Annotated in this window: 26 protein-coding genes; 22 read left to right on the forward strand and 4 right to left on the reverse strand. The window is 63.6% G+C overall.

All coding sequences use genetic code 11. The features are described from left to right. Nucleotides 1-11: 11 nt before the first annotated feature. The 14 genes from H5P29_RS28105 to H5P29_RS28170 all read left to right on the forward strand — a co-directional run bounded on the left by H5P29_RS28105 (nt 12) and on the right by H5P29_RS28170 (nt 12,053). On the forward strand, nt 12-425 hold the full coding sequence (locus H5P29_RS28105; protein WP_067965541.1) for a VOC family protein: 414 nt from the start codon (nt 12-14) through the stop codon (nt 423-425). A 34-nt stretch (nt 426-459) separates the two neighbouring features. Further along, nucleotides 460-867: a DoxX family protein gene (locus H5P29_RS28110; RefSeq protein ID WP_154386886.1), complete on the forward strand. Its 408-nt coding sequence runs from the start codon at nt 460-462 to the stop codon at nt 865-867. Nucleotides 868-891: 24 nt separating this feature from the next. Further along, nucleotides 892-1,443 (forward strand): SRPBCC family protein, encoded by a 552-nt coding sequence (locus H5P29_RS28115; RefSeq protein ID WP_154386885.1) that lies wholly within the window; start codon nt 892-894, stop codon nt 1,441-1,443. Between the two features lie 101 nt (nt 1,444-1,544). Further along, on the forward strand, nt 1,545-1,922 hold the full coding sequence (locus H5P29_RS28120; protein WP_067965548.1) for a VOC family protein: 378 nt from the start codon (nt 1,545-1,547) through the stop codon (nt 1,920-1,922). Between the two features lie 63 nt (nt 1,923-1,985). Further along, the gene (locus H5P29_RS28125; RefSeq protein WP_067965550.1) at nt 1,986-2,885 is read left to right on the forward strand and encodes a LysR family transcriptional regulator; all 900 of its coding nucleotides are present in this window, start codon (nt 1,986-1,988) and stop codon (nt 2,883-2,885) included. A 141-nt stretch (nt 2,886-3,026) separates the two neighbouring features. After that, nucleotides 3,027-3,506, forward strand: a complete 480-nt coding sequence (locus tag H5P29_RS28130; RefSeq protein ID WP_067965552.1) for a formate dehydrogenase subunit gamma — start codon at nt 3,027-3,029, stop codon at nt 3,504-3,506. Further along, complete coding sequence (locus H5P29_RS28135) at nt 3,503-5,059, forward strand: NADH-quinone oxidoreductase subunit NuoF (protein ID WP_154386883.1); 1,557 nt, start codon at nt 3,503-3,505, stop codon at nt 5,057-5,059. The genes H5P29_RS28130 and H5P29_RS28135 overlap by 4 nt, the downstream gene beginning before the upstream one ends. Before the next feature lie 11 nt (nt 5,060-5,070). Then, on the forward strand, nt 5,071-7,950 hold the full coding sequence (gene fdhF, locus H5P29_RS28140) for a formate dehydrogenase subunit alpha (protein WP_154386882.1): 2,880 nt from the start codon (nt 5,071-5,073) through the stop codon (nt 7,948-7,950). A 7-nt stretch (nt 7,951-7,957) separates the two neighbouring features. After that, complete coding sequence (gene fdhD, locus H5P29_RS28145) at nt 7,958-8,785, forward strand: formate dehydrogenase accessory sulfurtransferase FdhD (protein WP_182575538.1); 828 nt, start codon at nt 7,958-7,960, stop codon at nt 8,783-8,785. Between the two features lie 10 nt (nt 8,786-8,795). After that, on the forward strand, nt 8,796-9,026 hold the full coding sequence (locus H5P29_RS28150) for a formate dehydrogenase subunit delta (protein ID WP_067965560.1): 231 nt from the start codon (nt 8,796-8,798) through the stop codon (nt 9,024-9,026). An 87-nt stretch (nt 9,027-9,113) separates the two neighbouring features. Continuing rightward, nucleotides 9,114-10,679 (forward strand): alpha/beta fold hydrolase, encoded by a 1,566-nt coding sequence (locus H5P29_RS28155; protein WP_154386881.1) that lies wholly within the window; start codon nt 9,114-9,116, stop codon nt 10,677-10,679. 104 nt (nt 10,680-10,783) lie between these two features. Next, the gene (locus H5P29_RS28160; RefSeq protein WP_067967121.1) at nt 10,784-11,260 is read left to right on the forward strand and encodes a carboxymuconolactone decarboxylase family protein; all 477 of its coding nucleotides are present in this window, start codon (nt 10,784-10,786) and stop codon (nt 11,258-11,260) included. Nucleotides 11,261-11,330: 70 nt separating this feature from the next. Continuing rightward, complete coding sequence (locus H5P29_RS28165) at nt 11,331-11,693, forward strand: nuclear transport factor 2 family protein (protein ID WP_067965564.1); 363 nt, start codon at nt 11,331-11,333, stop codon at nt 11,691-11,693. Nucleotides 11,694-11,735: 42 nt separating this feature from the next. Further along, a complete protein-coding gene (locus H5P29_RS28170; protein WP_067965566.1) occupies nt 11,736-12,053 on the forward strand; it encodes a hypothetical protein in 318 nt (105 codons plus the stop codon). 64 nt (nt 12,054-12,117) lie between these two features. On the opposite strand, the gene H5P29_RS28175 is transcribed toward H5P29_RS28170, so the two are convergent. Both H5P29_RS28175 and H5P29_RS28180 read right to left on the reverse strand, forming a co-directional pair. Beyond that, nucleotides 12,118-12,735, reverse strand: coding sequence for a DedA family protein (locus tag H5P29_RS28175; RefSeq protein WP_154386880.1), 618 nt, complete (start codon nt 12,733-12,735; stop codon nt 12,118-12,120). Then, complete coding sequence (locus H5P29_RS28180) at nt 12,732-13,331, reverse strand: class I SAM-dependent methyltransferase (protein WP_154386879.1); 600 nt, start codon at nt 13,329-13,331, stop codon at nt 12,732-12,734. Before H5P29_RS28180 ends, H5P29_RS28175 begins: the two co-directional genes overlap by 4 nt. A 210-nt stretch (nt 13,332-13,541) precedes the next feature. On the opposite strand from H5P29_RS28180, the gene H5P29_RS28185 reads away from it, so the two are divergent. Both H5P29_RS28185 and H5P29_RS28190 read left to right on the forward strand, forming a co-directional pair. Next, entirely contained in the window at nt 13,542-14,216 is a 675-nt protein-coding gene (locus tag H5P29_RS28185) for a response regulator transcription factor (protein ID WP_067965571.1), read from the forward strand. Next, complete coding sequence (locus H5P29_RS28190) at nt 14,213-15,595, forward strand: sensor histidine kinase KdpD (RefSeq protein WP_154386878.1); 1,383 nt, start codon at nt 14,213-14,215, stop codon at nt 15,593-15,595. Before H5P29_RS28185 ends, H5P29_RS28190 begins: the two co-directional genes overlap by 4 nt. An 8-nt stretch (nt 15,596-15,603) precedes the next feature. Here H5P29_RS28190 and H5P29_RS28195 read toward each other — a convergent pair whose 3' ends face one another. Next, complete coding sequence (locus tag H5P29_RS28195) at nt 15,604-16,368, reverse strand: DeoR/GlpR family DNA-binding transcription regulator (protein ID WP_154386877.1); 765 nt, start codon at nt 16,366-16,368, stop codon at nt 15,604-15,606. A gap of 249 nt (nt 16,369-16,617) precedes the next feature. Between H5P29_RS28195 and H5P29_RS28200 the strand changes: the two genes are divergently transcribed. The 6 genes from H5P29_RS28200 to H5P29_RS28225 all read left to right on the forward strand — a co-directional run bounded on the left by H5P29_RS28200 (nt 16,618) and on the right by H5P29_RS28225 (nt 24,688). After that, entirely contained in the window at nt 16,618-17,583 is a 966-nt protein-coding gene (locus H5P29_RS28200) for an ABC transporter substrate-binding protein (protein ID WP_067965577.1), read from the forward strand. A 98-nt stretch (nt 17,584-17,681) separates the two neighbouring features. Then, a complete protein-coding gene (locus H5P29_RS28205; protein WP_067965579.1) occupies nt 17,682-18,704 on the forward strand; it encodes a glycine betaine/L-proline ABC transporter ATP-binding protein in 1,023 nt (340 codons plus the stop codon). Then, nucleotides 18,701-20,722 (forward strand): proline/glycine betaine ABC transporter permease, encoded by a 2,022-nt coding sequence (locus tag H5P29_RS28210; RefSeq protein ID WP_246340966.1) that lies wholly within the window; start codon nt 18,701-18,703, stop codon nt 20,720-20,722. Before H5P29_RS28205 ends, H5P29_RS28210 begins: the two co-directional genes overlap by 4 nt. Nucleotides 20,723-20,735: 13 nt before the next feature. Beyond that, entirely contained in the window at nt 20,736-21,617 is an 882-nt protein-coding gene (locus tag H5P29_RS28215) for a phosphotransferase family protein (protein ID WP_154386930.1), read from the forward strand. Between the two features lie 2 nt (nt 21,618-21,619). Next, complete coding sequence (locus H5P29_RS28220; RefSeq protein ID WP_154386876.1) at nt 21,620-24,061, forward strand: FAD-dependent oxidoreductase; 2,442 nt, start codon at nt 21,620-21,622, stop codon at nt 24,059-24,061. Nucleotides 24,062-24,205: 144 nt separating this feature from the next. Next, nucleotides 24,206-24,688 (forward strand): CAP domain-containing protein, encoded by a 483-nt coding sequence (locus tag H5P29_RS28225; RefSeq protein ID WP_246340965.1) that lies wholly within the window; start codon nt 24,206-24,208, stop codon nt 24,686-24,688. 136 nt (nt 24,689-24,824) lie between these two features. On the opposite strand, the gene H5P29_RS28230 is transcribed toward H5P29_RS28225, so the two are convergent. Continuing rightward, nucleotides 24,825-25,745, reverse strand: coding sequence for a DMT family transporter (locus H5P29_RS28230; RefSeq protein ID WP_067965584.1), 921 nt, complete (start codon nt 25,743-25,745; stop codon nt 24,825-24,827). Nucleotides 25,746-25,750: the final 5 nt, after the last annotated feature.

Genomic DNA, 25,750 nt, shown 5'->3' on the forward strand with positions numbered 1-25,750 from the left:
GGAGAACCGTGATGAAATTCGTCAACTACCTCTTCTTCAACGGCAATTGCCGTGAGGCTTTCGAGTTCTACGCCGACGTGTTCGACGGACAGGTCGTCGGCCTGGTGACCTATCGTGACGAACCCGGCGAGAGCAGCATGCCTGCGGACTGGCAGGACAAGGTGATGAACGTGCAACTGTCGATCGGTGACCAGTCGCTGATGGCGTCGGACTCGCCGCCACAATATGCGAGCGAAATGGGCGGATTCTCGATCTCGGTCGACCTCGGCGACCTTGCCCGCGCCGAGCGCATCTTCGCAGCCCTTGCCGACGGCGGAACTGTCACCATGCCGTTTGCCCCGACCTTCTGGGCCAAGGGGTTCGGCATGCTGAAGGACAAGTTCGGAACACCCTGGATGATCAGCAGCGGCAACGCTGGCGAATAATTTCAAACTAGCGGCATTATGAGGAAACCTGACAATGAATACTGCGGTTGCAACGCCCGCAATTTCCAATGGCGCCCTGTGGACCGGGCGCGTGCTCAGCGGCCTGGTCATCGCCTTCCTTTTGTTTGACGGCGCAATCAAGCTGGTGCCGCTGCAGGTCGTGCACGACACCATGGCGACGCTCGGCCTGCCTTCGGAGCTCGCACGCACACTCGGCGTGCTGACCCTGGCATGCACGATCCTCTACGCCTGGCCACGCACTGCGATCCTCGGCGCGATCCTTCTGACCGGCTATCTCGGCGGCGCCATCGCCATCCACCTGCGCATCGGCAATCCGATGCTTTCGCACACCTTGTTCGGCGTCTATCTCGGGCTGATGGCCTGGGGCGGGCTGTATCTGCGCGATCCGCGTCTGCAGGCGCTGATCCCATTCCGCCGCTGAACCAGCCATACCCAGGAGACGACAATGCAGGTTCTTGCCATCATCCTCGGGCTGCTCGTGCTCGCGATCCTCATCATCCTGGCGATCGCCGCGACCAAACCCGCTATCTTCTCGATCCAGCGTACGACCGATGTCGACGCAGACCCTGATACCATCTTTTCGCTGATCAATGACTTCCACAATTGGCGCGACTGGTCGCCATGGGAGGCGCTCGACCCCGACCTCAAGCGCAAGATGAGCGGTGCGAGCACCGGCCGCGGCGCGGTCTACGAATGGGACGGTAACAAGAAGGTCGGCAGCGGCCGGATGGAGATCACCGAAGCTGTGGCACCGAACAAGGTTGTCATCAAGCTCGACTTCCTGAAGCCGTTCGAAGCGCACAATGAGGCCCGCTTCACCATGGAACCGAGGGCCGGAAAGACGCGCCTGAACTGGGAAATGACCGGTCCGTCACCGTTCATGTCCAAGGTGATGCAGGTGTTCATGAACTTCGACAAAATGGTCGGCAAAGACTTCGAAAAGGGCCTCGCGAGCATCAAGGCGATCGCCGAACGGAAACGCCTTGCCGGCTCGTGAGTTTACCAGTCTCAGCACAGCAAGACATGCCGCCCAACCGGGTGGCACTATATTCAACCGGGGCTTTGCCCCAATGCGGGGGCAACAGAGAGGAGACTGACATGCTTGGTCAAATCAATGCCGTTGCCAATGTGGCCGTCAGGGATCTCGGACGCGCCAGGGCCTTCTACGAAAAGACGCTCGGTCTCAGCGAGGTCGAGCACATGGGCGACGAGGTGTCGGTGCTGAAGAGCGGCGACACTGTGATCAACGTCTACCGCTCGGACTATGCCGGAACCAACAAGGCGACCTCGGTCACCTGGGCCGTCGGCGACCGGATCGACGGCCTCGTCGATGAGCTGAGGTCGAAGGGCGTGGCGTTCGAGCACTACGACATGCCCGATGTCAGGCTCGAAGGCGACGTCCATGTCTTCGGCGACTTGCGGGTTGCCTGGTTCAAGGATCCCGACGGCAACATCCTCAACCTGATCAACCAGTGATTTTGATGCGGTAGTCCCTTGTGAAGACTGGCTAATTCGACCGACGCCGGATAGTTTTCCGGCATGATCGACAAGCTTGAGTTCTTCATCGCGCTCGCAAGGGAGCAACATTTCGGGCGCGCCGCCGAGGAATGCGGCGTCACCCAGCCGACGCTGTCGGCCGGCATCAAGCAGCTCGAGGACATCCTTGGCGTGATGCTGGTGCAGCGCGGCTCGCGCTTTCAGGGGCTGACGCCCGAGGGACGGCAGGTGCTGGACTGGGCGCGGCGCATCGTCGGCGACACTCGCGCCATGCGCGAGGAGATGCGTGCGGCTCGGCACGGCCTGTCCGGCCGAATCCGCATTGCCGCCATCCCGACAGCCCTCGCCATGGTGCCGAGGCTGACGACGCCGTTCCGCGACAAGCACCCCGGCGTCACCTTCTCGATCCTCTCGCGCACCTCGATCGAGGTTCTGTCGCTGCTCGGCAATTTCGAGATCGACGCGGGAATCACCTATCTCGACAACGAGCCGCTCGGCCGGGTGACCAGCGTGCCGCTCTATGCAGAGCGCTACCAGCTGATCACGGCGGCGGGGAACGAATATTCCGATCGTGACAAGGTGACATGGGAAGAGGTCAGCACGCTGCCGCTGTGCCTGCTCACCCCCGACATGCAGAACCGCCGCATCATCGACCAGCACCTGGCAGATGCCGGCGTTCAGGTGCGGCCGACGCTGGAATCGAACTCGATGATCGTGCTTTTCTCGCACATCAGGACCGGCAAATGGTCGTCGATCATGCCGCTCAACCTCGCGGAAACGTTCGGTTTTGCCGAACCGATCCGTGCAATACCGATCGTCGAGCCCGATGCCAGCCACACGGTCGGACTGGTGGTCGCCAAGCGCGATCCGAACACCACGCTGGTGCAGGCGCTGCTTGACGAAGCCATGGCGCTGGCAGGCGATTTCCGCCGCAGGTCCTGACCTACACTACCCCCTGCTTTCGTCCACTCGATAGAAAATTTTTATCATACGACGAAACAGCTTTATTGATTCCGGCCCCTTGGATCGGTTCAATAGACATACTGCGCCAAGGGAACGGCGCGAAGTCAGGGAGGGCGCTGCGTGGTCATGCAGCCAGCAAGTACCGAACTCGCCGAGCGAACCGCTGCGGTGATAAGCGAATTGAAGAACCTCGAGGGTCCGCTGATCCCGATCCTTCATGGTGTCCAGGAAGAGTTTGGCTATGTTCCGCAGGAAACCCTGCCGATCATCGCCGAGGCACTGAACCTGTCGCGTGCCGAAGTGCACGGCGTCTTCACCTTCTATCACGATTTCCGCCACCACCCGGCCGGCCGGCACGTGCTCAAGGTCTGCCAGGCCGAAGCCTGCCAGTCGATGGGCAGCGACGCGATCGCCGCCCAGATCAAGCAGAAGCTCGGCATCGGTTTCCACGAGACGAGCAAGGATGGCGCAGTGACGCTGGAGCCGATCTATTGCCTCGGCCTGTGCGCCTGTGCTCCTGCCGCGATGCTCGACGGCGAAGTGATCGGCCGTCTCGACGCCGACAAGATCGATGAAATCGCCGAGGAGATCCGCTCATGAGCGTGACGATCTACATTCCCGGCGATTCGGGTTCACTGTCGCTCGGCGCCGAAAAGGTCGCCAAGGCGGTCGAGAAAGAAATTGCTGCACGCGGCATCGACGCCAGGATCGTGCGTAACGGTTCGCGCGGCCTGTACTGGCTCGAGCCGATGGTTGAAGTAAGGACCGAAGCCGGTCGCGTTGCCTACGGCCCGGTCTCTGCCAAGGACGTCGCTTCGCTGTTCGACGCCGGCCTGACCAATGGCGGCCAGCACAAGCTGTCGCTCGGCGATCCGGAAAAGCTGCCATTTGTCGCCAAGCAGACGCGCCTGACCTTCGCCCGCTGCGGCATCACCGACCCGATTTCGCTGGAAGATTACGAAGCTCATGGCGGCCTTGCCGGCCTGCGCAAGGCCGTGTCAATGGCGCCGGCCGACATCGTCAAGCAAGTGACCGAGTCCGGCCTGCGCGGCCGCGGTGGCGCCGGCTTCCCGACCGGCATCAAGTGGAAGACCGTTCTCGATACCGCGGCCGATCAGAAGTACATCGTCTGCAATGCCGACGAAGGCGACTCGGCGACCTTCGCCGACCGCATGATCATGGAAGGCGACCCGTTCGTGCTGATCGAGGGCATGGCGATCGCCGGCCTCGCCACCCACGCCACCAAGGGTTACGTCTACATCCGCTCCGAATATCCTCACGCCATCGCCGTGATGGACAAGGCGGTGAAAGTTGCCCGTCGCGCCGGCGTGCTCGGCAAGAGCGTGCTTGGATCCTCCCAGGGCTTCGACATCGAAATCCGCTCGGGCGCCGGCGCCTATGTCTGCGGCGAGGAAACCTCGCTGCTCAACAGCCTCGAAGGCAAGCGCGGCGTGGTCCGTGCCAAGCCGCCGCTGCCGGCGATCCAGGGCCTGTTCGGCAAGCCGACAGTCATCAACAACGTGATTTCGCTCGCCTCGGTGCCGATCGTGATGGACAAGGGCGCGCAGTATTACAAGGACTTCGGTATGGGCCGCTCGCGCGGCACCATCCCGATCCAGATCGCCGGCAACGTCAAGCATGGCGGCCTGTTCGAGGTTGCCTTCGGCCTGACGCTGGGCGAGATCGTCGACGAGATCGGCGGCGGCACGGCGACCGGTCGTCCGGTCAAGGCGGTGCAGGTCGGCGGCCCGCTCGGCGCCTACTTCCCGCGCGCTCTGTTCGACACGCCATTCGACTATGAGGAGTTCGCCAAACGTGACGGCCTGATCGGTCATGCCGGCATCACCGTGTTCGACGACAGCGCCGACATGCTGAAGCAGGCACGCTTCGCCATGGAATTCTGCGCCATCGAAAGCTGCGGCAAGTGCACGCCCTGCCGCATCGGCTCGACGCGCGGTGTCGAAACGCTCGACAAGCTCAAGCAGAACATCGAGCCGGAAAAGCAGCTCGCGCTGGTGACCGACCTCTGCAACACGATGAAGTTTGGATCCCTTTGCGCTCTCGGCGGTTTTACTCCGTACCCTGTCATGAGCGCCATCCACCATTTCCCCGAAGACTTCCGGCCGGCAGCGGTCGCCCAGGCAGCGGAATAGGAGACGACATCATGGGTCTCATTCACGAAATCGACTTCGGCACCCCTGCCTCCAAGTCCGAAAAGCAAGTCACGCTGACCGTCGACGGCTTCGAGGTCACCGTGCCCGAAGGCACCTCGATCATGCGCGCTTCGATGGAAGCGGGCATCGCCATCCCGAAGCTCTGCGCCACCGACATGGTCGACGCCTTCGGCTCCTGCCGCCTCTGCCTGGTCGAGATCGAAGGCCGCAACGGCACGCCGTCGTCCTGCACGACGCCTGTCATGCCCGGCATGGTCGTGCATACCCAGACCGGCCGCCTCAAGGACATCCGCAAGGGCGTGATGGAGCTCTACATCTCCGATCACCCGCTCGACTGCCTGACCTGTGCCGCCAATGGCGACTGCGAATTGCAGGACATGGCGGGTGCCGTCGGCCTGCGCGACGTGCGCTACGGCTATGAAGGCGACAACCATGTTCGCGCCAAGAATGACGGCGTCGCAAACTTCAAGTGGATGGCCAAGGACGAGTCCAACCCGTATTTCACCTACGACCCGTCCAAATGCATCGTCTGCTCGCGCTGCGTGCGGGCCTGCGAAGAGGTGCAGGGCACGTTTGCGCTGACCATCGAAGGCCGCGGCTTCGGCAGCCGTGTCTCGCCCGGCGCGCATGAACTGTTCCTCGACAGCGAGTGCGTTTCCTGCGGCGCCTGCGTGCAGGCCTGCCCGACGGCGACGCTGACGGAAAAGTCTGTGATCGAGATCGGCCAGCCCGAGCACTCGGTCGTCACCACCTGCGCCTATTGCGGTGTCGGCTGCTCGTTCAAGGCAGAGATGCGCGGCGACGAGCTCGTGCGCATGGTGCCGTGGAAGGACGGCAAGGCCAACCGTGGCCACTCCTGCGTCAAGGGCCGCTTCGCTTATGGTTATGCCACGCACAAGGAGCGCATCCTCAACCCGATGATCCGCGACAAGATCACCGATCCGTGGCGTGAAGTGTCGTGGGAAGAGGCGCTGACACACACGGCCAAGGAATTCCGCCGCATCCAGTATCAGTACGGCCGCGGCGCCATCGGCGGCATCACCTCGTCGCGCTGCACCAATGAGGAAACCTTCCTCGTGCAGAAGCTGATCCGCCAGGGCTTTGGCAACAACAACGTCGACACCTGCGCCCGCGTTTGCCACTCGCCGACCGGCTACGGCCTCGGCCAGACCTATGGCACGTCGGCCGGTACACAGGACTTCGACTCGGTCGAGGACACCGATGTCGCGCTGATCATCGGCGCCAACCCTGCCTCGGCCCACCCGGTGTTTGCTTCGCGCCTGAAGAAGCGCCTGCGCGCCGGCGCCAAGCTTATCGTCATCGATCCGCGCCGCACCGAAATGGTGAAGTCGGCCCATATCGAGGCCGAGCATCATCTGGCGCTGAAGCCGGGCACCAACGTCGCCGTGGTTACCGCGATCGCGCATGTCATCGTCACCGAAGGCCTGTTTGACGAGAAGTTCATCCGCGAGCGCTGCGACTGGTCGGAATTCCAGGATTATGCCGAGTTCGTCTCGGATCCGCGCCACAGCCCCGAGGAAGTCGAGAAGCTGTCGGGCGTTCCGGCCGAGACCATCCGCGGTGCGGCCCGCCTCTACGCCACCGGCGGCAACGGCGCGATCTATTACGGCCTCGGCGTCACCGAGCATAGCCAGGGTTCGACGACCGTCATCGGCATCGCCAACCTCGCCATGCTGACCGGCAATATCGGCCGCAGAGGCGTCGGCGTGAACCCACTGCGCGGCCAGAACAACGTTCAGGGCGCCTGCGACATGGGCTCGTTCCCGCACGAACTGCCGGGCTACCGCCACATCTCGGGCGACGCGGTGCGTGACATCTATGACAGCCTGTGGGGCGTCAAGCTCGACAACGAGCCCGGTCTGCGCATCCCCAACATGCTGGATGCCGCCGTCGACGGCACCTTCAAGGGCATCTACATCCAGGGCGAAGACATCCTGCAGTCGGACCCCGACACCAAGCACGTGTCGGCCGGCCTGGAAGCCATGGAATGCGTCGTTGTGCAGGATCTGTTCCTCAACGAGACCGCCAACTACGCCCACGTGTTCCTGCCCGGTTCGACCTTCCTCGAGAAGGACGGCACCTTCACCAACGCCGAGCGCCGCATCAACCGCGTGCGCAAGGTGATGGCACCGAAGAACGGCCTCGCCGACTGGGAAGTGACGCAGCGCCTCGCTCAGGCGATGGGCCTGAACTGGAACTACCAGCACCCGTCCGAGATCATGGACGAGGTGGCCAAGACGACGCCGAGCTTCGCCAACGTCTCCTACGAGTTCCTGGAGAAGATGGGCTCGGTGCAGTGGCCGTGCAACGACAAGGCGCCGGAAGGCACGCCGATCATGCACATCGACGGCTTCGTCCGCGGCAAGGGCAAGTTTATCCGCACCGAGTATGTCGCGACCGACGAAAAGACCGGCCCGCGTTTCCCGCTGCTTTTGACCACCGGCAGAATCCTCAGCCAGTACAATGTCGGCGCGCAGACACGGCGCACCGAAAACGTTGCCTGGCACGCCGAGGACCTGCTGGAAATCCATCCGCACGACGCCGAACAGCGCGGCCTGCGCGACGGCGACTGGGTCAGGCTGCAGAGCCGTGCCGGAGAAACGACGCTGCGTGCGACGATTACCGACAAGGTGTCGCCTGGCGTGGTCTACACCACCTTCCACCACCCCGACACGCAGGCCAACGTCATCACCACCGACTTCTCGGACTGGGCAACCAATTGTCCGGAATACAAGGTAACGGCGGTTCAGGTCGGCGCCTCCAACGGTCCGTCGGATTGGCAGAAGGACTACAACGAGCAGGCCCAGCAGAGCCGCCGCATCGCCGGCCATCTGGAAGCGGCGGAGTAGCCTTGCGGTGACCGACCGCCCCGCCATCACCCAGACCAGCCGTCTCGCCCGCCGGGCGAGCGGCATCACGGTGGCCAACCGCATGGTGCCGGAGGAGACGCCGGTGGCGCTGTCCTATGGCGGCACCACCCATGCGGTGATGATGGCGAGCCCAGCCGACTTCGAGGATTTCGCGCTCGGTTTCTCGCTGACCGAAGGCATCATCGGCTCGGTCAAGGAGATCGAAACGATCGAAGTGCTCGATGTCGAGGCCGGCATCGACATCCAGATCAGGCTCAAGGACAAGGCCAACAAGCGCTTCGAGCAACGCCGCCGCCGGCTTGCCGGCCCGGTCGGATGCGGCCTTTGCGGCATCGAATCGATCGAGGAGGCGATGCGTTCGGTCGACGACGTCCACACATCGTCATCAGGGCTTTCCGCCGACGACATCGTGCAGGCGGTGAAGCTGCTGTCCAAGGTACAGCCGCTGCATGCCGAGACAGGCGCGGTGCACGCCGCCGGTTTCTACGTGCCCGGCAAGGGCATCGTGGCAGCACGCGAGGACGTCGGCCGCCACAATGCGCTCGACAAGCTTGCGGGTGCGCTGAACAAAGCCGGCATCAGCGGCGGTACGGGCGCCGTGGTGGTGACCAGCCGCGTGTCGGTGGAAATGGTGCAGAAGACGGCAGCCATCGGGGCGCCCTTCATCATCGCCGTTTCGGCACCGACGGCACTCGCCATCCGCACCGCCGAACAGGCCGGCATGACGCTGATCGCACTGGTGCGCGGCGACGATTTCGACATCTTCACCCATCCAGACCGCGTAACCACCGGAGCCGCCAAAAATGTCGCATGAAGAGCACAGGATGGGGACGAAGGAAAAGCTCGTCTACATGGCGAACCAGATCGCGACATTCTTCGAGTCCAAGCCCCATGACGAGGGTGTTGCAGGCGTCGCCAAGCACATCAATGACTTCTGGGATCCGCGGATGCGGCGCCAGTTCTTCGAGATGTTCGACGAAGGCGGCAAGGGCATGAAGCCGCTGGTCATCGACGCCGCCGCCAAGATCCGGCGCCCCAGGCAGGACGCAGCCTAAAGCAGGCCCTGGGGCCGGCGAAGGCCCCTCACCTTCCCGCCGGAAACCTGCTAATCTTAGCCAGACCTAATGCAATTTGCAGGCGGAATGGCTGTGGCAAGGCCGATCGCTACTCGATATGCGCGCAGCGGTGACGTCCAGATCGCCTATCAGGTGGTTGGCCAGGGTTCGCTCGACCTCGTCTTCGTTCCCGGTTTCATCTCCAATCTCGACCTGCACTGGGAAGACGAAGGCTACAGCCGGCTACTGTCGCGCCTCTCGGCCTTCTCGCGCCTGATCCTGTTCGACAAGCGCGGCACCGGGCTTTCCGACCGCGTCGACGCGAATGCGCTGCCCAGCCTCGAAACGCGGATGGACGACGTGCGCGCGGTGATGGATGCCGCGGGATCGAGCCGTGCGGCGATCCTCGGCGCCTCCGAGGGCGCGCCGATGGCGATCCTGTTTGCCGCGACCTATCCCGAACGGACCCGCTCGCTGGTGCTCTATGCCGGTTATGCCCATTTCCACAAATGGGTAATGGACCCGGAGCGGCTGCAGACATTCATCGACGCGGCCGAGACCAACTGGGGCACCGGCGCCACGCTGCAGAACTTCGCCCCGGGCCGTCTCGACGACGCCCGCTTTGCCGCCTGGTGGGCGCGCTTCGAACGCTTGTCGGCGAGCCCGACGGCGGCCGCGGCACTGGCCCGGATGAACGCCGAGATCGACGTGCGCGGTGCGCTGGCCAGCATTCGGGCCCAGACGCTTCTGATCCACCGCCGCAACGATGCCCGTGTCGCCCCCGAGGCCAGCCGCTACCTCGCCCGCAACATTCCCGACGCGCAGCTCTGCGAGATTTCAGGGCGCGACCATCCGATCTGGACGGGCGACGTCAACCGTGTTGCCGACCTGATCGAGGAATTCCTGACCGGCACCCATGCCCCGCCGGATACCGACCGGGTGCTGGCGGCACTGCTGGTGACGCGCGTCTCTGATACAGCGCGGCTCGGCGACCGGATGTGGAGCGAACGCAGCCTGCGCTTCCAGGAAACGCTGCGCCTGCTTGTCGGCCGCCATGGCGGCCGCATCGCCGATCAATATGGCGACGTGGTGGTGTCCCGCTTTGACGGGCCGGCGCGCGCCATCAGATGTGCGGCTGCATTGCGCGACGCGGCTCAGGGCATCGGCATCGCCAGCGCCCAGGGCGTGCATGTCGGCGAGATCGACGCACGCGGGCCACCGTCAGGGCTGACAGTGCGTGTCGCCGTCAAGATTGCCGAACATGCCGGGCGCGGCGGCATCCTGGCATCACGGCTCGTCTCCGAAATCGCGACTGGCTCGGGCCTGCATTTCGTCGACGCCGGTCGCCTGGCGCTCGACGACCTGGAGGGACCGCTGGCGCTGGTCGAGGCGACGTCGGAGCAGCATCTCGAACCGGCGTGCCGCAGCCGCACGCCCGCCGCAGCCGAGCCTTCGGCCTTGACGGCGCGCGAAAACGAGGTCGTGGCGCTCATCGCCGACGGCAAGAGCAATGCCGCCATCGCCATCGAACTCAGCCTCAGCGAACACACGGTGAAACGCCATGTCGCCAACATCCTGACCAAGCTCGACCTGCCCTCGCGCGCGGCCGCGGCAGCATTCGCGGTGCGGCAGACTGGCCCGGACGGGCCATAGGACCAGTGGCCTTTTCGGGCGAAGCGGTGAAGCGGCGCCTGGGACTAAAGTTTTCCGATGCAGGCAGGCGGAGACAGCGCCTCGAAACTGCGAAGGAGGAAGACATGACCAAGGCAAGTGGAATGCTCACCACGCTGGCGATGGCGGCTGGCCTCGCCGTTCTGGCAGCTTCGAGCGCCGGCGCCGAAGACGCCTCTGCCGAGGCGACCTACAAGGACATCGAAGCCACGCTCGGTTCGGTGCCCAGCTTCTTCAAGGCATTCCCGGAAACGGGCATTGCCGGCGCCTGGGCCGAGTTCAAGGGCATCCAGCTCAATCCCAAGACCGAGCTGAACGGCAAGACCAAGGAGCTGCTCGGCCTCGCCGTCGCCGCCCAGATACCGTGCCAGTACTGCGTCTATTTCCACACTGCCGCGGCCAAGGCCAACGGCGCCACCGACGAAGAAATCCGCGAGGCGGTGGCGATGGCGGCCGTCGTCCGCCACTGGTCGACGGTGCTGAACGGCATGCAGGTCGACTACCCACAGTTCAAGCAGGAGGTCGACACGGCAATGGCCGCCGCCAAGGCGAAGTCGCAGTAGTTTTCGAGGTCCTCACAGGGACCGTCGCAACACAGGGCCGCCTCGGGAGGCCGGCCGACAGGAGGAAGAAATGCTTGCCACCAAGGAAGCCGTCACCGGTGCCTCGATCAAGAAGGCGATCGAAAGCCGCGACGGGCCGATGCTGTCCAGCTTCTACGCCGACGACGCGCTGGTGCGGGTCATCGACCGTAACAACCCGCCCAGCAAGCCGCGCGAAATCCGCGGCCGCGCGGCGATCACCACCTTCTGGGACGACATCTGCAGCCGCGCGATGAGCCATCGCGTCGACCTGACAATTGCGCAAGGCGACAACCTCGCCTTTTCGCAGGACTGCGCCTACCCGGACGGCACCAAAGTCTTCTGCGCTGCGATGCTGGAACTCAAGGACGGCAAGATCGCGCGGCAGACCGTGGTGCAGGCCTGGGACGAGTGATCGGATGCGGGCGAATGGTCGCCCGCCAGATGGGAGGAAGCCATGTTCGTCGCACGCTGGAAGATCGATGCCCGCTTCGGGCACAAGCAGAGCGCCATCGATCTGTTGCGCCAATGGGAACGGGAAATCGGTCCGCAGGCCGGAACCGACAAGATGGCCATGCAGATCCTGACCGGATCGATCGGCGCCAAGGAAGCCACAATCGAGGTCAACCACAACGTCGAAAGCCTGGCGCAGATCGAAGAGATGTTCGCCAAGCTGTCCAAGATCGATGCCCATGCACAATGGGGCAAGAAGCTCGAGCCCTTCGTCGTCTCAGGCTCGTCCTACTGGAACTTCTATCGCGTGATCCAGGGCTGAGGCAGCCACAACCCGATCAAAGGCAGTGCCCGGCGGCAGGTTGCCTGTTGCCGGGCACCGGCCGTCATGGGTGCGTCTCGCCCGAGGGACGGTCCTTGTCCTCCCCTCGCGCGCTGTGGCGCAGAGCTACGAGAAAGACGATCTCGGCGACGACGACGATGGCGATGATGCGAAAGCCGATGGTCACCGGATCGTGGTCGCTGTCGCGCATCATATAGCCGCCAATCAGGAAGGCAGCGTTCCAGATGCAGGCGCCGGTCATGGTGGCGATCGCGAAGGGCACGAACGGTAGCCTGAGCACGCCTGCCTCGAGCGCGAGATAGGTCCGCGCCACCGGCACCAGCTGGGCGATCAGCGATGCGCGGAAGTTGTTGCGGCGATAAGCCACCGTCAGCCGCTGATAGGTGGCGTGCTTGAGGAAGATGTATTTGCCGAACCGTCGGACCGCTGCATCGGCGCGATCGGGCCCCAGCCAGTTGCCGCCGGTGTACCAGATCATCGATCCCAAGGTCGAACCGAAAGTCGTCGCAAACATCAACGGGACAAGTGTCGTAACGTCCGGTGCAGCCGTCATGCCGAGGAACAGCAGCAGCACATGCGATGGCGGAACAGGCGAGACCTTCTCGGTGAAGGCAAGACATGCCGCGCCGAGCAGGCCGAAGCCCAGGAAAGATGGAATCATGAAAAGCGCCAGTCGTAACTCTTTGCCGGCTTCATCCTTGTGATCCGATAAACAGCTGCCGGCGGCAGGTTGCGGAAGGTATGGCCAATGCGCGTCACTTCGAGATCGAGCCTGTCGAGAAGCGGCTGATCAATAGGACACCGGAAGCCGTATGTGAATAGGTACATCGCCCCCTCGGGCCGGAGATTGGCGAAAATACCTTCCAGGATGGAGAGCGTCTGGCGTGGCGGGATCGCCAGGAAGGGCAGGCCGCTGACAGCCGCGCCAGCGATCGGGCCGTCATAGATCGGCCGGTAGCGCAGATCGGCCGCATCCATTTCCAGCACCCGCGACTTGGGGAAGCGGCACCTGAGCAAATGAGCGAAATCGCTGTTGAATTCGATCAGCGTCATGTCGCTTTCTCTGACACCGCGCGCCAGCATGGCGCGGGTGAACGGGCCGGTGCCGACGCCGAGTTCGAGGACCGGTCCGGTCTCGGGGCCAAGCTCCCGGGTCATCAGCGTCGCCAGGCTGGAGCTGGACGGCGTTATCGAGGCGACCTTGAGTGGCGCGGTGGCCCATGCCATGAGAAAGGACAAAGTGTCATTTGCGGCCATTGCGAACCTCTTTCGAAATCGTCTGCCGGCGAATCGGTCGCCTGCCTTTAGCGAAAGCTGTTTGAGGCCGCTGGATTACACATGCATTGCGACAAAGCCTGAGAACCGGGCATTTCGACGGCTGCATTCGGTCGTGACCTTTATTGCGCAATGCTTCTGCAATGTTGAGGGAATAGCCGGGCGGCACCGAGGGGCCCTTCGAGGACTGAAATGCGCATACTGCTTGTGGAAGACGAGCCAGAACTGGCTTCGGCTTTGAAGACGGCGTTGCGGCGATACGACATGGTGGTGGATCACGCCGCATCGCTGCTGGAGGCCGGCGACTTTGCCGCCAGCGAGAACTACGACGCGATCCTGCTTGACCGGCAGTTGCCCGACGGCGACGGCCTGACGCTGGTGCCGAAGATCCGCGCGCGCGGCAACGCAACACCGGTGCTGGTGCTGACGGCACGCAGCGACACCTCCGACAAGGTCGACGGGCTCGACATGGGCGCCGACGACTATCTGGCCAAGCCCTTCGCCTTCGAGGAGCTGCTGGCGCGGTTGCGCGCGCTGTTGCGCCGGCCGGCCAATGTGCAGACGCAGGTCATCCGTGCCGGCGACCTGTCCTTCGATCTGGGCCATCGCGAGGTCATGGTCCGCGGCGAGCCGCTGACGCTGCCGCGCCGTGAGCTGCTGGTGCTGGAAGCGCTGTTGCGTCGGACGGGCCGCATGGTGCAGCGTTCGTCGCTGATGGAAGCGGTGTTCGGCCTCGACGACGAGATCCAATCCAATGCGCTCGACACCCATGTGTCGCGGCTCCGGCGCAAGCTGGCCGAAGCCGACGGCAAGGTCGAGATCAATGGCGTCCGTGGCGTCGGCTATCTCCTGCGCGAGATTTCATGAGACTGGCGCGCCTGCTTTTCTATACCCAGCGCTTCTTCCGGCCGCGCTCGCTGAAGTGGCAGTTGGTGTGGCGCCTAGTGGTGTTGCAGGTCGTTCTGCTGACGCTGATGATCGTCATCCTGCTCGCCGGGCTGACCATCGCCGGCGTGATCCCGGACAATTATGAGGGTCGCGCTATCGACGTGTTGCGCAAGACCGTGCGCAAGGACGACGCCGGCAAGCTGACGCTCAAGGAAGGACCACTGCTCGCCGGATTGCGCGCTGAGGTGCCAAACCTCTGGTTCATCGTGCGAGACACGGAAGGCAACAAGATCTCCGAAGGCGAGGTGCCCCGCCTGCTGATCGACATTCCTTCTTCGCTAGACTACATCAACGACGCGACTTTCGTGAAGCAGTTTGGCGGCACGCAGACGTCGGCGACCGTCCAATGGGCGGATACCGCGGCTGGCCGCGTGCAGATCTTCACTGGCGCGCAGGGTGAGTTTCACTACATGGCTCTGGTGTCGATAACCCCGGAGCTGTTCACCGACATCATTCTGCCCGTCGGCGGCGTCATGGGCCTGGCGACCTTGATCGTCATTCCCCTCGTCGTGCGCAATGCCTTCAAGGGTATGCGGCGCGCTGCCACTCTCGCCGAGAAGATCGACGTCGAAGAACGCGGCGTCCGCCTGCCAATCGAGGCAATCCCAACCGAAATCGCGCCGCTGGTGAAGGCTGTCAACGGGGCGCTCGACCGTCTCGACAAGGGCTACGAGCGGCACAAACGCTTCCTGATCGATGCCGCACATGAGCTGCGGACGCCGGTCGCCATCCTCAACACGCGCATCACCTCGCTGCCGGCGACGCCCGAACGGGCGCGGCTGCTGCAGGACACGGCGCGGCTGTCGACGCTGACGGACCAGCTTCTCGACATCCAGCGGCTCGGCCGGCAGACGCAGCAATTCACCCGCTTCGACCTGGTGGCGGTGGCCCGTGGGGTCGTCGTCGACCTGGCGCCGATGGCCTTTGCCGCCGGCTACGAGATGTCGTTCGAACCGGCACGCGGCGAGCTGTTTGCCAATGGCGACCGCACCGCCGTCGAGCGCGCCATCACCAATCTCGTCCAGAATGCCATCGAGCACGGCGGCAATGCCGGCAGGATCACCATCGGCGTCAACAGCCCGGCCACGATCGAGGTTTCGGACGAGGGCGACGGCGTGCCGGCGGCGGAACGGGAGAAGATCTTCGAGCCGTTCTATCGCCTGCGCCCGCGCGGCCATGGCGCCGGTCTCGGACTTAACCTCGTACACGAGATCATGCAGATCCATGGCGGCCGCATCGAGCTCGCCGGCAGCGACAGGAAAGGCGCCTGCTTCAGGCTGGTCTTCGCGCAGGCCTGAGGTCTGGTTCAACGCCCCGCGATGGTGAGCTGTGCCCCGGCGTCGGCCAGGGCTTGGGCAAGGTCGTCGGATGGCTGCTTGTCGGTGACGAGCTCGGTAAAGCCGTGGAAGCCGCATACCTGGACCAGGCCCTTGCGGCCGAACTTGCTGTGGTCGGTGACGACAACCGAACGCTGGCCGCGCGCCAGCACGACGCGGGCGAACTCAGCCTCCTCGAGATTGTAGTCCATGACGCCGTTTTCGGCATCGACAGCACCGGCCGAGATCACCGCATGGGTGACGGCGAAGCGGCTGACGAACTCGATCGCCGAGATGCCGAAGGCCGCACCACTGTCGCTGCGCAACTCGCCGCCGGCCATGTAGACCTTGTTGCCGTTCACCGTCGCCAGCGTACGGGCGATGTCGGAGGAGTTGGTCACCACCGTCAGGCGGCGATGGCCGAGAAGCTCGCGCGCCAGGTAGCTTGTCGTCGTGCCAGTATCGAGCATGACCGACTCGCCGTCATGGATGGTGGTGGCGACAGTCCTGGCGATGGCACGCTTGGCGTCGGCATTGTCGCGCATGCGCCGCTCGAAAGGCGCTTCGCCGACGACCGAAGGAAGGCCGATGGCCCCGTGCATCTTGAGGATCGAGCCACCGTCGGCGAGCGGCTTGACGTCGCGGCGCACGGTTTCCAGCGAGACGCCAAGCTTGTCGGCGAGCTCTGCGATGGTGATCGTACCCTCATCCTCGAGCAGGCGCAGGATTTCGCTGTGGCGCTTGGAGTGATTCATCTTGCAGACCTGTTAGGAGACGTACAATGGTTTGACTTGTTTCGTGGTATGATGGCCGTTCCTTGACCAAAATTCCACATTCATCGGTCAAAAAAACACATAAAACCTCAAACACTCGTTGACAACGTGCATTACGCTGCGTGACACTCATGCAGTGACCTGGCAGGAGCCGCCGTCGCCAATGCCGTGCGGGCCTTCGGGTATACCAAGAAGAAACAACATCTTCAGAGGGTGATCAGGAGGCACGACATGTTCGCGCGCAACAAGGTTTTGCAGTCCGCAGCGATAGCACTGACGCTGTCTGCTGCGTTTGCCATGGCACCGGCCACGGCACAGGAATCCGCTGACCCGATCAAGCTGACACTACACGACTGGACCGGTCAGTTGATCACCACCGAGATCATGGGCGAAGTGCTGAAGAAGGCCGGATACAACATTGAATATGTCCAGGCCGACTATCTCGCTCAGTTTGCCGGGCTTGAAGCCGGCGACCTGCATGTGGCGATGGAGATGTGGGAAACCACCGGACGCGACGCCATGGACGCGGCGACGGCAACCGGCAAGGTCGAGAACATCGGCCCGACCGGCATGAAGGCCAAGGAAGAATGGTGGTTCCCCGAATACATGAAGGAGAAGTGCCCGGGCCTTCCCAATTGGGAGGCACTGAAGGAAGCGTCGTGCGCCGAGGCATTCTCCACCGCTGAAACCGCCCCAAAGGGGCGCTACCTCGGCGGCCCCGTCACCTGGGGCGGCTTCGACGATGAGCGTGTGCAGGCGCTCGACCTGCCCTTCGAAGTGATCCATGCCGGCACCGACGCCGCACTGTTTGCCGAACTCGAAAGCGCCTATCAGCGGCAGGCGCCGATCATGCTGTGGATCTACGCACCGCACTGGGCGCCGGCCAAGTACAAGGGCGAATGGGTCGAATTCCCAGCCTATACCAAGGAATGCTACGAGGACCCGAAATGGGGCTCGAATGCCGCAGCCCAATATGATTGCGGCAAGCCTTTCGGCGAAATCTGGAAAGTCGGCTGGTCAGGCGTCAAGGACAAATGGCCTGGCGCCTATGCCGCGATCAAGGCGTTCACGATCGACAATGACGAGATGGGCGCGATGATCACAAAGGTCGACCTCGACGGAAAGAGCGTCAGCGACGTGGTAGCGGAGTGGATGGGCGCTAACGAAGCCCGCTGGTCCGGCTGGATCAAGAAATAGACCGCATTCCCGCCACGGGGCGGAACGAATGACGCGCGTCATCCCTTCGGCCCCATGGCCGAAGGGCAGATTTCCCGCAAGCATTGTCAGCCGGGTCGATGAACGATAGCCAACCTAAACTCGTCTGCCGCAATGTCTGGAAGCTGTTCGGCTCCGGCGCGCGCGATTTCCTGCGAGCGAGAGAGCCGGCATCGGTCACCGGCGACGATCTTGTGAAAGCAGGCCTCGTCGGCGCGGTACGCAACGTCAATCTCGAGGTCCGTGACGGCGAGATCTTCGTCATCATGGGGCTGTCGGGCTCTGGCAAGTCGACCCTGGTGCGCTGTCTGTCGCGCCTGGTCGAGCCGACCTCAGGCGAAATCCTGTTCAACGGCGAAAACCTGCTCGCCGCCGACGAAGCCCGGATGATCGAAATCCGCCGCCACCAGATGGGCATGGTGTTCCAGCAATTCGCTTTGCTGCCCCATTTGACAGTGCTTGCGAATGTGGCCTTTCCGCTAGAGGTTCAGGGCGTCAAGCGGCAGAAACGGGAGCAACTGGCGCGCCGCATGGTCGAACTTGTCGGCCTGTCTGGCAAGGAAGGTGTCTTCCCGCGCGAACTCTCCGGCGGCCAGCAGCAGCGAGTCGGCATTGCCAGGTCGCTGGCGGTGGAACCGGAGCTTTGGTTCCTCGATGAGCCCTTCTCGGCGCTCGACCCGCTCATTCGGCGCGAAATGCAGGACGAATTCATTCGCCTGCAATCGGTACTGAACAAGACAATCGTTTTCATCACCCACGATTTCGACGAGGCGATCAGGCTGGCCGACCGCATCGCCATCATGAAGGATGGAGCCGTCGTGCAGATCGGCACGCCCGAGGACATCGTGCTTGCCCCGGCCACCGATTATGTCGCCGAGTTCACCCGCAACGTCCCGAAAGCCAAGGTGATCAAGGCGCAATCGATCATGAAACCGGTACAGGGCGCGCAGCCGAAAACATCTGTGCCGGCGCGGGCCACCGTGTCGGAAGCCGTCGCACTTTTCGACGGTTCCAACGAGTGCGTCGGTGTCATCGACGAAGCAGGCAACATGTTGGGCCAACTGCTTCGAACCGACGTCGTCGACGTGCTGATGCGGGGATGACGATGACCGCCCCGGCCAACTCCAGCGTCGAAGCTGCTGCCGGTCCAATTGGCTTGCCGCGCGGGCTCATTCCCTGGATCGTCGCTGCCGGCGCCTTCATCGTGCTTTGGCGGTTTGGCGGGGCCTATGACTGGGCCTTCGAATATCCCAGTGCAGCGATCATCCCCGCTGGACGATGGATCGGCGATTTCATGAAATGGCTAGTCAATGAGGCGCATTTCGGACTGTTCAGCTTCAAGGACCTGACCCGGTTCATTGCTGCCCTGATCGACCTGCCTTACCGCTGCGCGCTCAGCCTGCTGGCGACCGGCTTTCTCAAAGGCCAGGGCTCGGGCGCGGTCCAGATTTTGCCACCGCTGTCATGGGTCGCAGTGACCGCGACCATTGGCCTGATCGGTTTTCATGCCGGAGGCCGCAGGCTCGCGACACTGGTGGTCCTGTGCTTTGGCTTCTTGGCAGCCTTCGGCCAATGGCAGAGCGCAATGGCAACGCTCGCCTCGATCCTGGTGGCGGTGCCGATCGGCGTGATTGGCGGGCTGCTGCTTGGCATTGCGGCCTATCGCTGGCACTGGTTCGAACGGGCACTCACCCCAGTGCTCGACCTGATGCAAACCATTCCGGTCTTTGCCTACCTGGTGCCGATCCTGTTCCTGTTCGGTTTCGGGCCGACAGCGGCGGTGGTGGCGACAGTGATCTACGCGATGCCGCCGATGACCCGCATTGCCACGCTCGCGCTGCGCGCGGTGCCTTCCGACACGCTCGACCTTGGCAGGATGATCGGCTGCACGCGCCGGCAGATGACATGGCGTGTGCTTGTGCCATCGGCCAAGGACAGCCTGATGGTCGGCGTCAACCAGGTGATCATGCTGTCGCTAAATATGGTGATCATCGCCTCGATGATCGGCGCCGGAGGCCTCGGCTTCGATGTTCTGGCGGCATTGCGGCGCCTCGACATCGGCGCTGGCCTGGAGGCTGGACTTGCCATCGTCGCACTGGCGATCGCGCTCGACCGTTTGAGCCAGGCGTCTGCCGCGCGCGCCGGCACAATGACGCCGCCCGCCGTGTCGACCAGCCTCCCGGCTCGTCATCCCTACATCGTGGCGGCATTGGTAATGATCGTTCTGGCCGGTGTTGCCGGTCTCGCCATGCCGGCACTGCAAACCTATCCGCCGGCGCTCCAGCTCTCGACCGGCTCGTTCTGGTCGAATGTCGTCGGCTGGATCAACGTGAACTACTTCGATACGCTGGAAGCGGCCAAGAACGCAGTTCTGCTGAACATACTGGTGCCGCTCAAGCGACTGCTGCTCGGACTGCCCTGGGCGGGAGTGACAGCACTCCTGGCCTTCGCCGGCTATCGCCTCGGTGGCCTTCGCCTGGCAATGCTGACCGGCGCGCTTGCCTTCCTGATCGCCGCCACGGGCCAGTGGGAAAAGGCGATGATCACGGTCTATCTGTGCGGAATATCGGTCGTTCTGGCTTGCCTGATCGGCGTTCCCATCGGCATCGCCGCTGCCCAGCGCGACAGGCTGTGGAACTGGGTGCAGGTGATCATCGACACACTGCAGACGCTGCCATCCTTCGTCTACCTGATGCCGGCGGTGATGCTGTTCCGTGTCGGCGACTTCACCGCCATGATTGCGGTGGTGGCATATGCGATCTCTCCGGCAATTCGCTACACAGTGCATGGCCTGCGCAAGGTCGATCCGCGCCTGATCGAAGCCGGCACCGCAATGGGCTGCACGCAATGGCAATTGCTGACCAGGATCAAGATCAAGCTGGCGCTGCCAGAAATCATGTTGGGGCTAAACCAGACCATCATGTTCGCCCTGTCGATGCTTGTCATCACGGCGCTCGTCGGCACCCGGGATCTCGGCCAGGAGGTCTACATCGCCCTGACCAAGGCCGATACTGGACGCGGCCTTGTTGCTGGTCTGGCGGTGGCCTTCATCGCCATCATAGCCGACCGGCTGATCTCGGCCGGGGCCGCTCGGACAAAGGCACGGCTGGGATTGGAGTAAGGGGATGGCTGCGTTGACAACAATGGACCGCATTCGCGCCCTGCCCTTGTGGAACGGGACGCTGACAATTGCGCCACTCAAGGGCGGCATCAGCAACGAGAGCTGGCTGGTCGAAGACGGCAACGGCCGCCATGTCGTCCGCTTCGGCAAGGACTATCCGTTCCATCACGTCTTCCGCGACCGCGAGGCGATGGTGGCGCGTGCGGCCCATGAGGCCGGTTTTGCACCGGAGCTGCGCTATGCCGCGCCTGGCGTCATGGTCAGCGCTTTCCTCGGCGCCAAGACCTATGGCGCCGACGATGTGCGGGCCAATGCCGGACGCATCGCCCACTTGGTCAAGCGCTTCCATGACGAGATGCCGCGGCATGTCTCCGGCGCGGGCTTCATGTTCTGGGCCTTCCACGTCATCCGTGACTATGCCCGCACGCTGGCCGCCGGCAACAGCCGGATGTGTCAGGAACTGCCGCGCTATCTCGACCTGGCCGACAAGCTGGAAAAGGCGCAAGCGCCGCTGCCGATCATTTTCAGCCACAACGACCTGCTGCCGGCCAACTTCCTCGACGACGGCTCGAGGCTTTGGCTCATCGACTTCGAATATGCCGGTTTCTCGACGGCGATGTTCGACCTTGCCGGTACCGCCTCCAATGCCGGCATGACGGCGGAGGAGTCGGACGAGCTTCTGACCGTCTATTTCGGCGGCAGACCCGACCAGGCGATCCGGCGCTCGCACCAGGCCATGCAATGCGCCTCGCTGCTGCGCGAGGCGATGTGGAGCATGGTCTCGGAACTGTACCTCACCGCCCCGGGCAGCGATTACGTCGCCTACACCGCCGAGAACCTCGAAAAATTCAAGGCGGCGCTCGAAACCTACCAGAACCAGTACGGGAAACTGTAGCTATGGCCCTCCCCTCGCACGCGCAGATCGTCGTCATCGGCGGCGGCATCATCGGCTGCTCGACGGCTTATCACCTGGCACGCGACCACAAGGCCGACGTGATCCTGCTCGAACAGGGCAAGTTGACCTCGGGTTCGACCTGGCACGCGGCGGGCCTGGTAGGACAATTGCGCTCGTCGGCGTCGATCACGCGGGTGCTGAAATATTCGGTCGAGCTCTACAAGGGGCTGGAGGCCGAGACCGGGCTTGCCACCGGCTGGAAGATGACCGGTTGCCTCAGGCTTGCCACCAACCAGGACCGCTGGACGGAATACAAGCGGCTGGCAACGACCGCCAAGAGCTTCGGCATGGACATGCAGCTGGTGTCGCCGGAAGAGGTCAAGCGCATGTGGCCGATGATGGACACCTCGGACCTGGTAGGTGCGTCATGGCTGCCGACCGACGGCCAGGCGAGCCCCTCCGACATCACCCAGTCGCTGGCCAAGGGCGCGCGCATGCATGGCGCCAGACTGTTCGAAAACGTGCGCGTCACCGGCTTCGAGATGAAGGACGGTCGCATCCTCAAGGTGAAGACCGACCAAGGCGACGTTGCCTGCGACAAGGTGGTGAACTGCGCTGGCCAATGGGCGCGGCAGGTCGGTGCGATGGCCGGCATCAACGTGCCTCTGCAGCCCGTCAAGCACCAATACATCATCACCGAGAAGCTGCCCGGCCTCGCCACCGACGCGCCGACGCTGCGCGACCCCGACCGTCGCACCTATTTCAAGGAGGAGGTCGGCGGGCTTGTCATGGGCGGCTACGAACCCAACCCGCAAGGCTGGACCACTGGTGACGTGCCCAACGATTGGGAATTCCGCCTGTTCGATGACGATTTCGATCATTTCGAACAGCACATGATGCAGGCGATCGAGCGTGTGCCCGGACTGGCCGATGTCGGCGTCAAGCAGATGATCAATGGCCCGGAAAGCTTCACGCCCGACGGCAATTTCATCCTCGGCGTGGCGCCTGAATGCTCGAACATGTTCGTCGGCGCCGGCTTCAACGCCTTCGGCATCGCCTCGGGCGGCGGTGCGGGCTGGGTGCTGGCGCAATGGGTGGTCGACGGCGAGGCGCCGCTCGACCTCTGGGTGGTCGACATCAGCCGCTTCTCGGGCCTGCACCGCGACCGGCAATGGGTGTCGGACCGCACGCTCGAGGCCTATGGCAAGCACTACACGATCGGCTATCCGCACGAGGAATATGCGAGCGGGCGGCCCTACATCGTCTCGCCGCTCTACGAGCGGCTGAAGAGGCACCGCGCCGTGTTCGGCTCCAAGCTCGGCTGGGAGCGGCCCAACTGGTTCGCCCCGGAAGGCGTAGAGCCAAAGGACGTCTACGCCATGGGGCGGCAGAACTGGTTCGCGACGGTCGGCGACGAACACCGGCATGTGCGCGAGGCGGTGGGCGTGTTCGACCAGTCATCTTTCGCCAAATACGAGATGACGGGCAAGGACGCGCAGAAAGCGCTCGACTTCATCTGCGCCAATGACGTGTCGAAGGCCGTGGGACGCCTGACCTACACGCAGCTCTTGAACACGCGTGGCGGCATCGAGGCGGATCTCACCGTTGCCCGGCTGGCCGACGACAAATTCTACATCGTCACCGGCACCGGCTTCCGCACCCACGATCTCGCCTGGATCAGCGACCACATCCCGTCTGGATACGACGCGAAAGTGGTCGATGTGACCGAGCAGTTCGGCACGTTGTCATTGATGGGGCCGAATGCACGGAGTGTGCTCGAAACGGTCACTGCTGCCGACGTCTCCAACGCGGCCTTCCCCTTCGGCCATGTCAGAGAGGTCGCCATCGCCGGTGCCGCCGTGCGGGCGCTGCGCGTGACCTATGTCGGTGAGCTCGGCTGGGAGCTGCATGTGCCGATCGGCGCCACCGGTGAGGTATTCGACGCGCTGATGGCGGCGGGCAAGCCTCACGGCATCCGCCCTGTCGGCTACCGCGCGCTGGAATCGCTGCGCCTGGAAAAGGGCTATCGCGCCTGGGGTTCCGACATCACCCCCAACGACACACCACTCGAGGCCGGGCTCGGCTGGGCGGTGAAGCTCAGGAAAGACACCGACTTCCTCGGTCGCAAGGCGCTGGAGAAGCTCGGCGACGCGGCGCTGACCAAGCGGCTTGCCTGCTTTACCGTCGACGACAAGGACGTCGTGCTTCTGGGACGTGAGACGATCCTGCGCGACGGCCAGCCGGTCGGCTACCTCACCAGTGGCGGCTATGGCTACACGGTCGGCAAGAACATCGGCTTCGGCTATGTCAGAAATACCGGCGGCGTCGACGACGCCTTCCTTGCAGGTGGCAGCTACGAGCTTGTCGTTGCCATGGAGCGCGTGCCAGCGAAGATCCATATGGAGCCGCTGTTCGATCCGGTAGCGGCAAGGGTGAAGGCGTAGCTGCGACCGGCAAAGCCAGAATCGATCCTCGGAAAAGGTGGTGCGCGGTCCCAAGGTCCCGCCCACCCCGAGGCGCCATGCTCGCCAAAAAGCCATGATCAGCCTTATCAACGGTCGCCAATGACGACAGACAAGGAAAAAACCATGGCGCGACTGACAGGCACGGTGATGCGGGCGACCGCTCTTGGGTCGTTGCTGTTCCTGGCCGCCTGCCAGACCGGGTCCAACATCGCCGGCGACGGATCCGGTGCGTCGTCGACCGGCGTCACCTACCTGCAGACCATCCGCTCCGAGCATGGCCTGCCGCCGCTGAGCCCTGACTCGACGCTTGAGCGCGCCGCCCTGCAGCAAGCCGCCTACATGGCGCGCAGCGGCAAGATGGAGCACACCACCGGCTGGGGCAAGGATTTCGCGGCGCGCATGAAGGATGGCGGCGTCGAGGGCGCCGCGGCCGAAAACATCGCCCATGGCGGCATGGAGCCGGCCAAGCTGTTCTCGATGTGGATGAACTCGGCGGGCCACCGCCGCAACATGCTCGACCCGCGCTTCGGCAAATTCGGCCTCGCCTATGTGCGCGAGAGCAAAGGCAGCGACAAGCGCTATTGGGCGCTGGTGCTGGGGCGCTAGGGTCCATCCCCCTCTCCACAAGGGGGAGGTATCCGAACATCTTGCCGCCGATGACACCTCATTGCCGAGAGCAGGCCGACGTCCCCCCGCTTCTGGGGAGAGGCTAAACCCGCTATTGGTGAAGGAGCTAAACTCGTCAGTGCACGCTGGTCGGCACCGTCTCGGGTTCGGCCTTGTCCACCACCTTCTGGCGATGGAAGATGAACAGGCCGGCGATGACGATGATCGCCGAGCCGATCAGGATTTGCGCATCCGGATAGTCGCCGAAGAAGGCGATGCCCATGACCACGGCCCAGATCAGCAGTGTGTATTGCAGCGGCGCAAGCAGCGAGGCGGGCGCGAGCTTGAGGGCGCGGGTGATCAAAAGATGTGCCGCGCAGGCGACGACACCGAGCAACAGCATGGCCGACCAGTCGATGGCGCTTGCCGGCTGCCAGTCGGAGGCGGCAAGGACGCCGCCCATGATCAGCGCGCCTACCGTCTGCCAGGTCACCAGCGTCGTATCGTTGGTAGCGCGCAGCTTGCGGCTGAGGATCAGGCTGATGGCAAAGGACATGCTGCCGACGACGGCAAACAGCGACGGCCAGGACAGCGACGCCGTCGACGGGCGGAGCGCGATGACCACGCCGCAGAAGCCAAGCACGATGGCCAGCCAGCGGCGCCAGCCGACCTTTTCGCCGAGGAAGAAGTGCGACAGCGCGGCGATGTAGATCGGGCCGGCCATGTAGAAGGTCATCACGTCGGCCAGCGGCAGATAAGCGACGGCGGCGTAGAAGAAGGCGGTGTCGGCGGTGGCGAGCACGACACGCAACACCTGCAGGCCGGGGCGCTCGACATTGGTCAGCGGACCGAGCCCCTGCCTGTAGATCATTGGGCCAAGAATGATGAAGGCGCCGATCGAGCGGATGAACAGCACCTGTCCGACCGAAAAGCTCTCGACCAGCCATTTGCCCATCGCGTCGTTGAGCGCGAACATGAAGTCGCCCAGCAACATGAGGAGGATGCCCGAAAGAACCATGTTGTTCTTCGGGAGGGCCAGGGCTTGTCGAAACGTCATGGTGC

Origin of the sequence: Aminobacter sp. MDW-2 (assembly GCF_014250155.1) — a bacterium.
Lineage (GTDB): Bacteria > Pseudomonadota > Alphaproteobacteria > Rhizobiales > Rhizobiaceae > Aminobacter > Aminobacter ciceronei.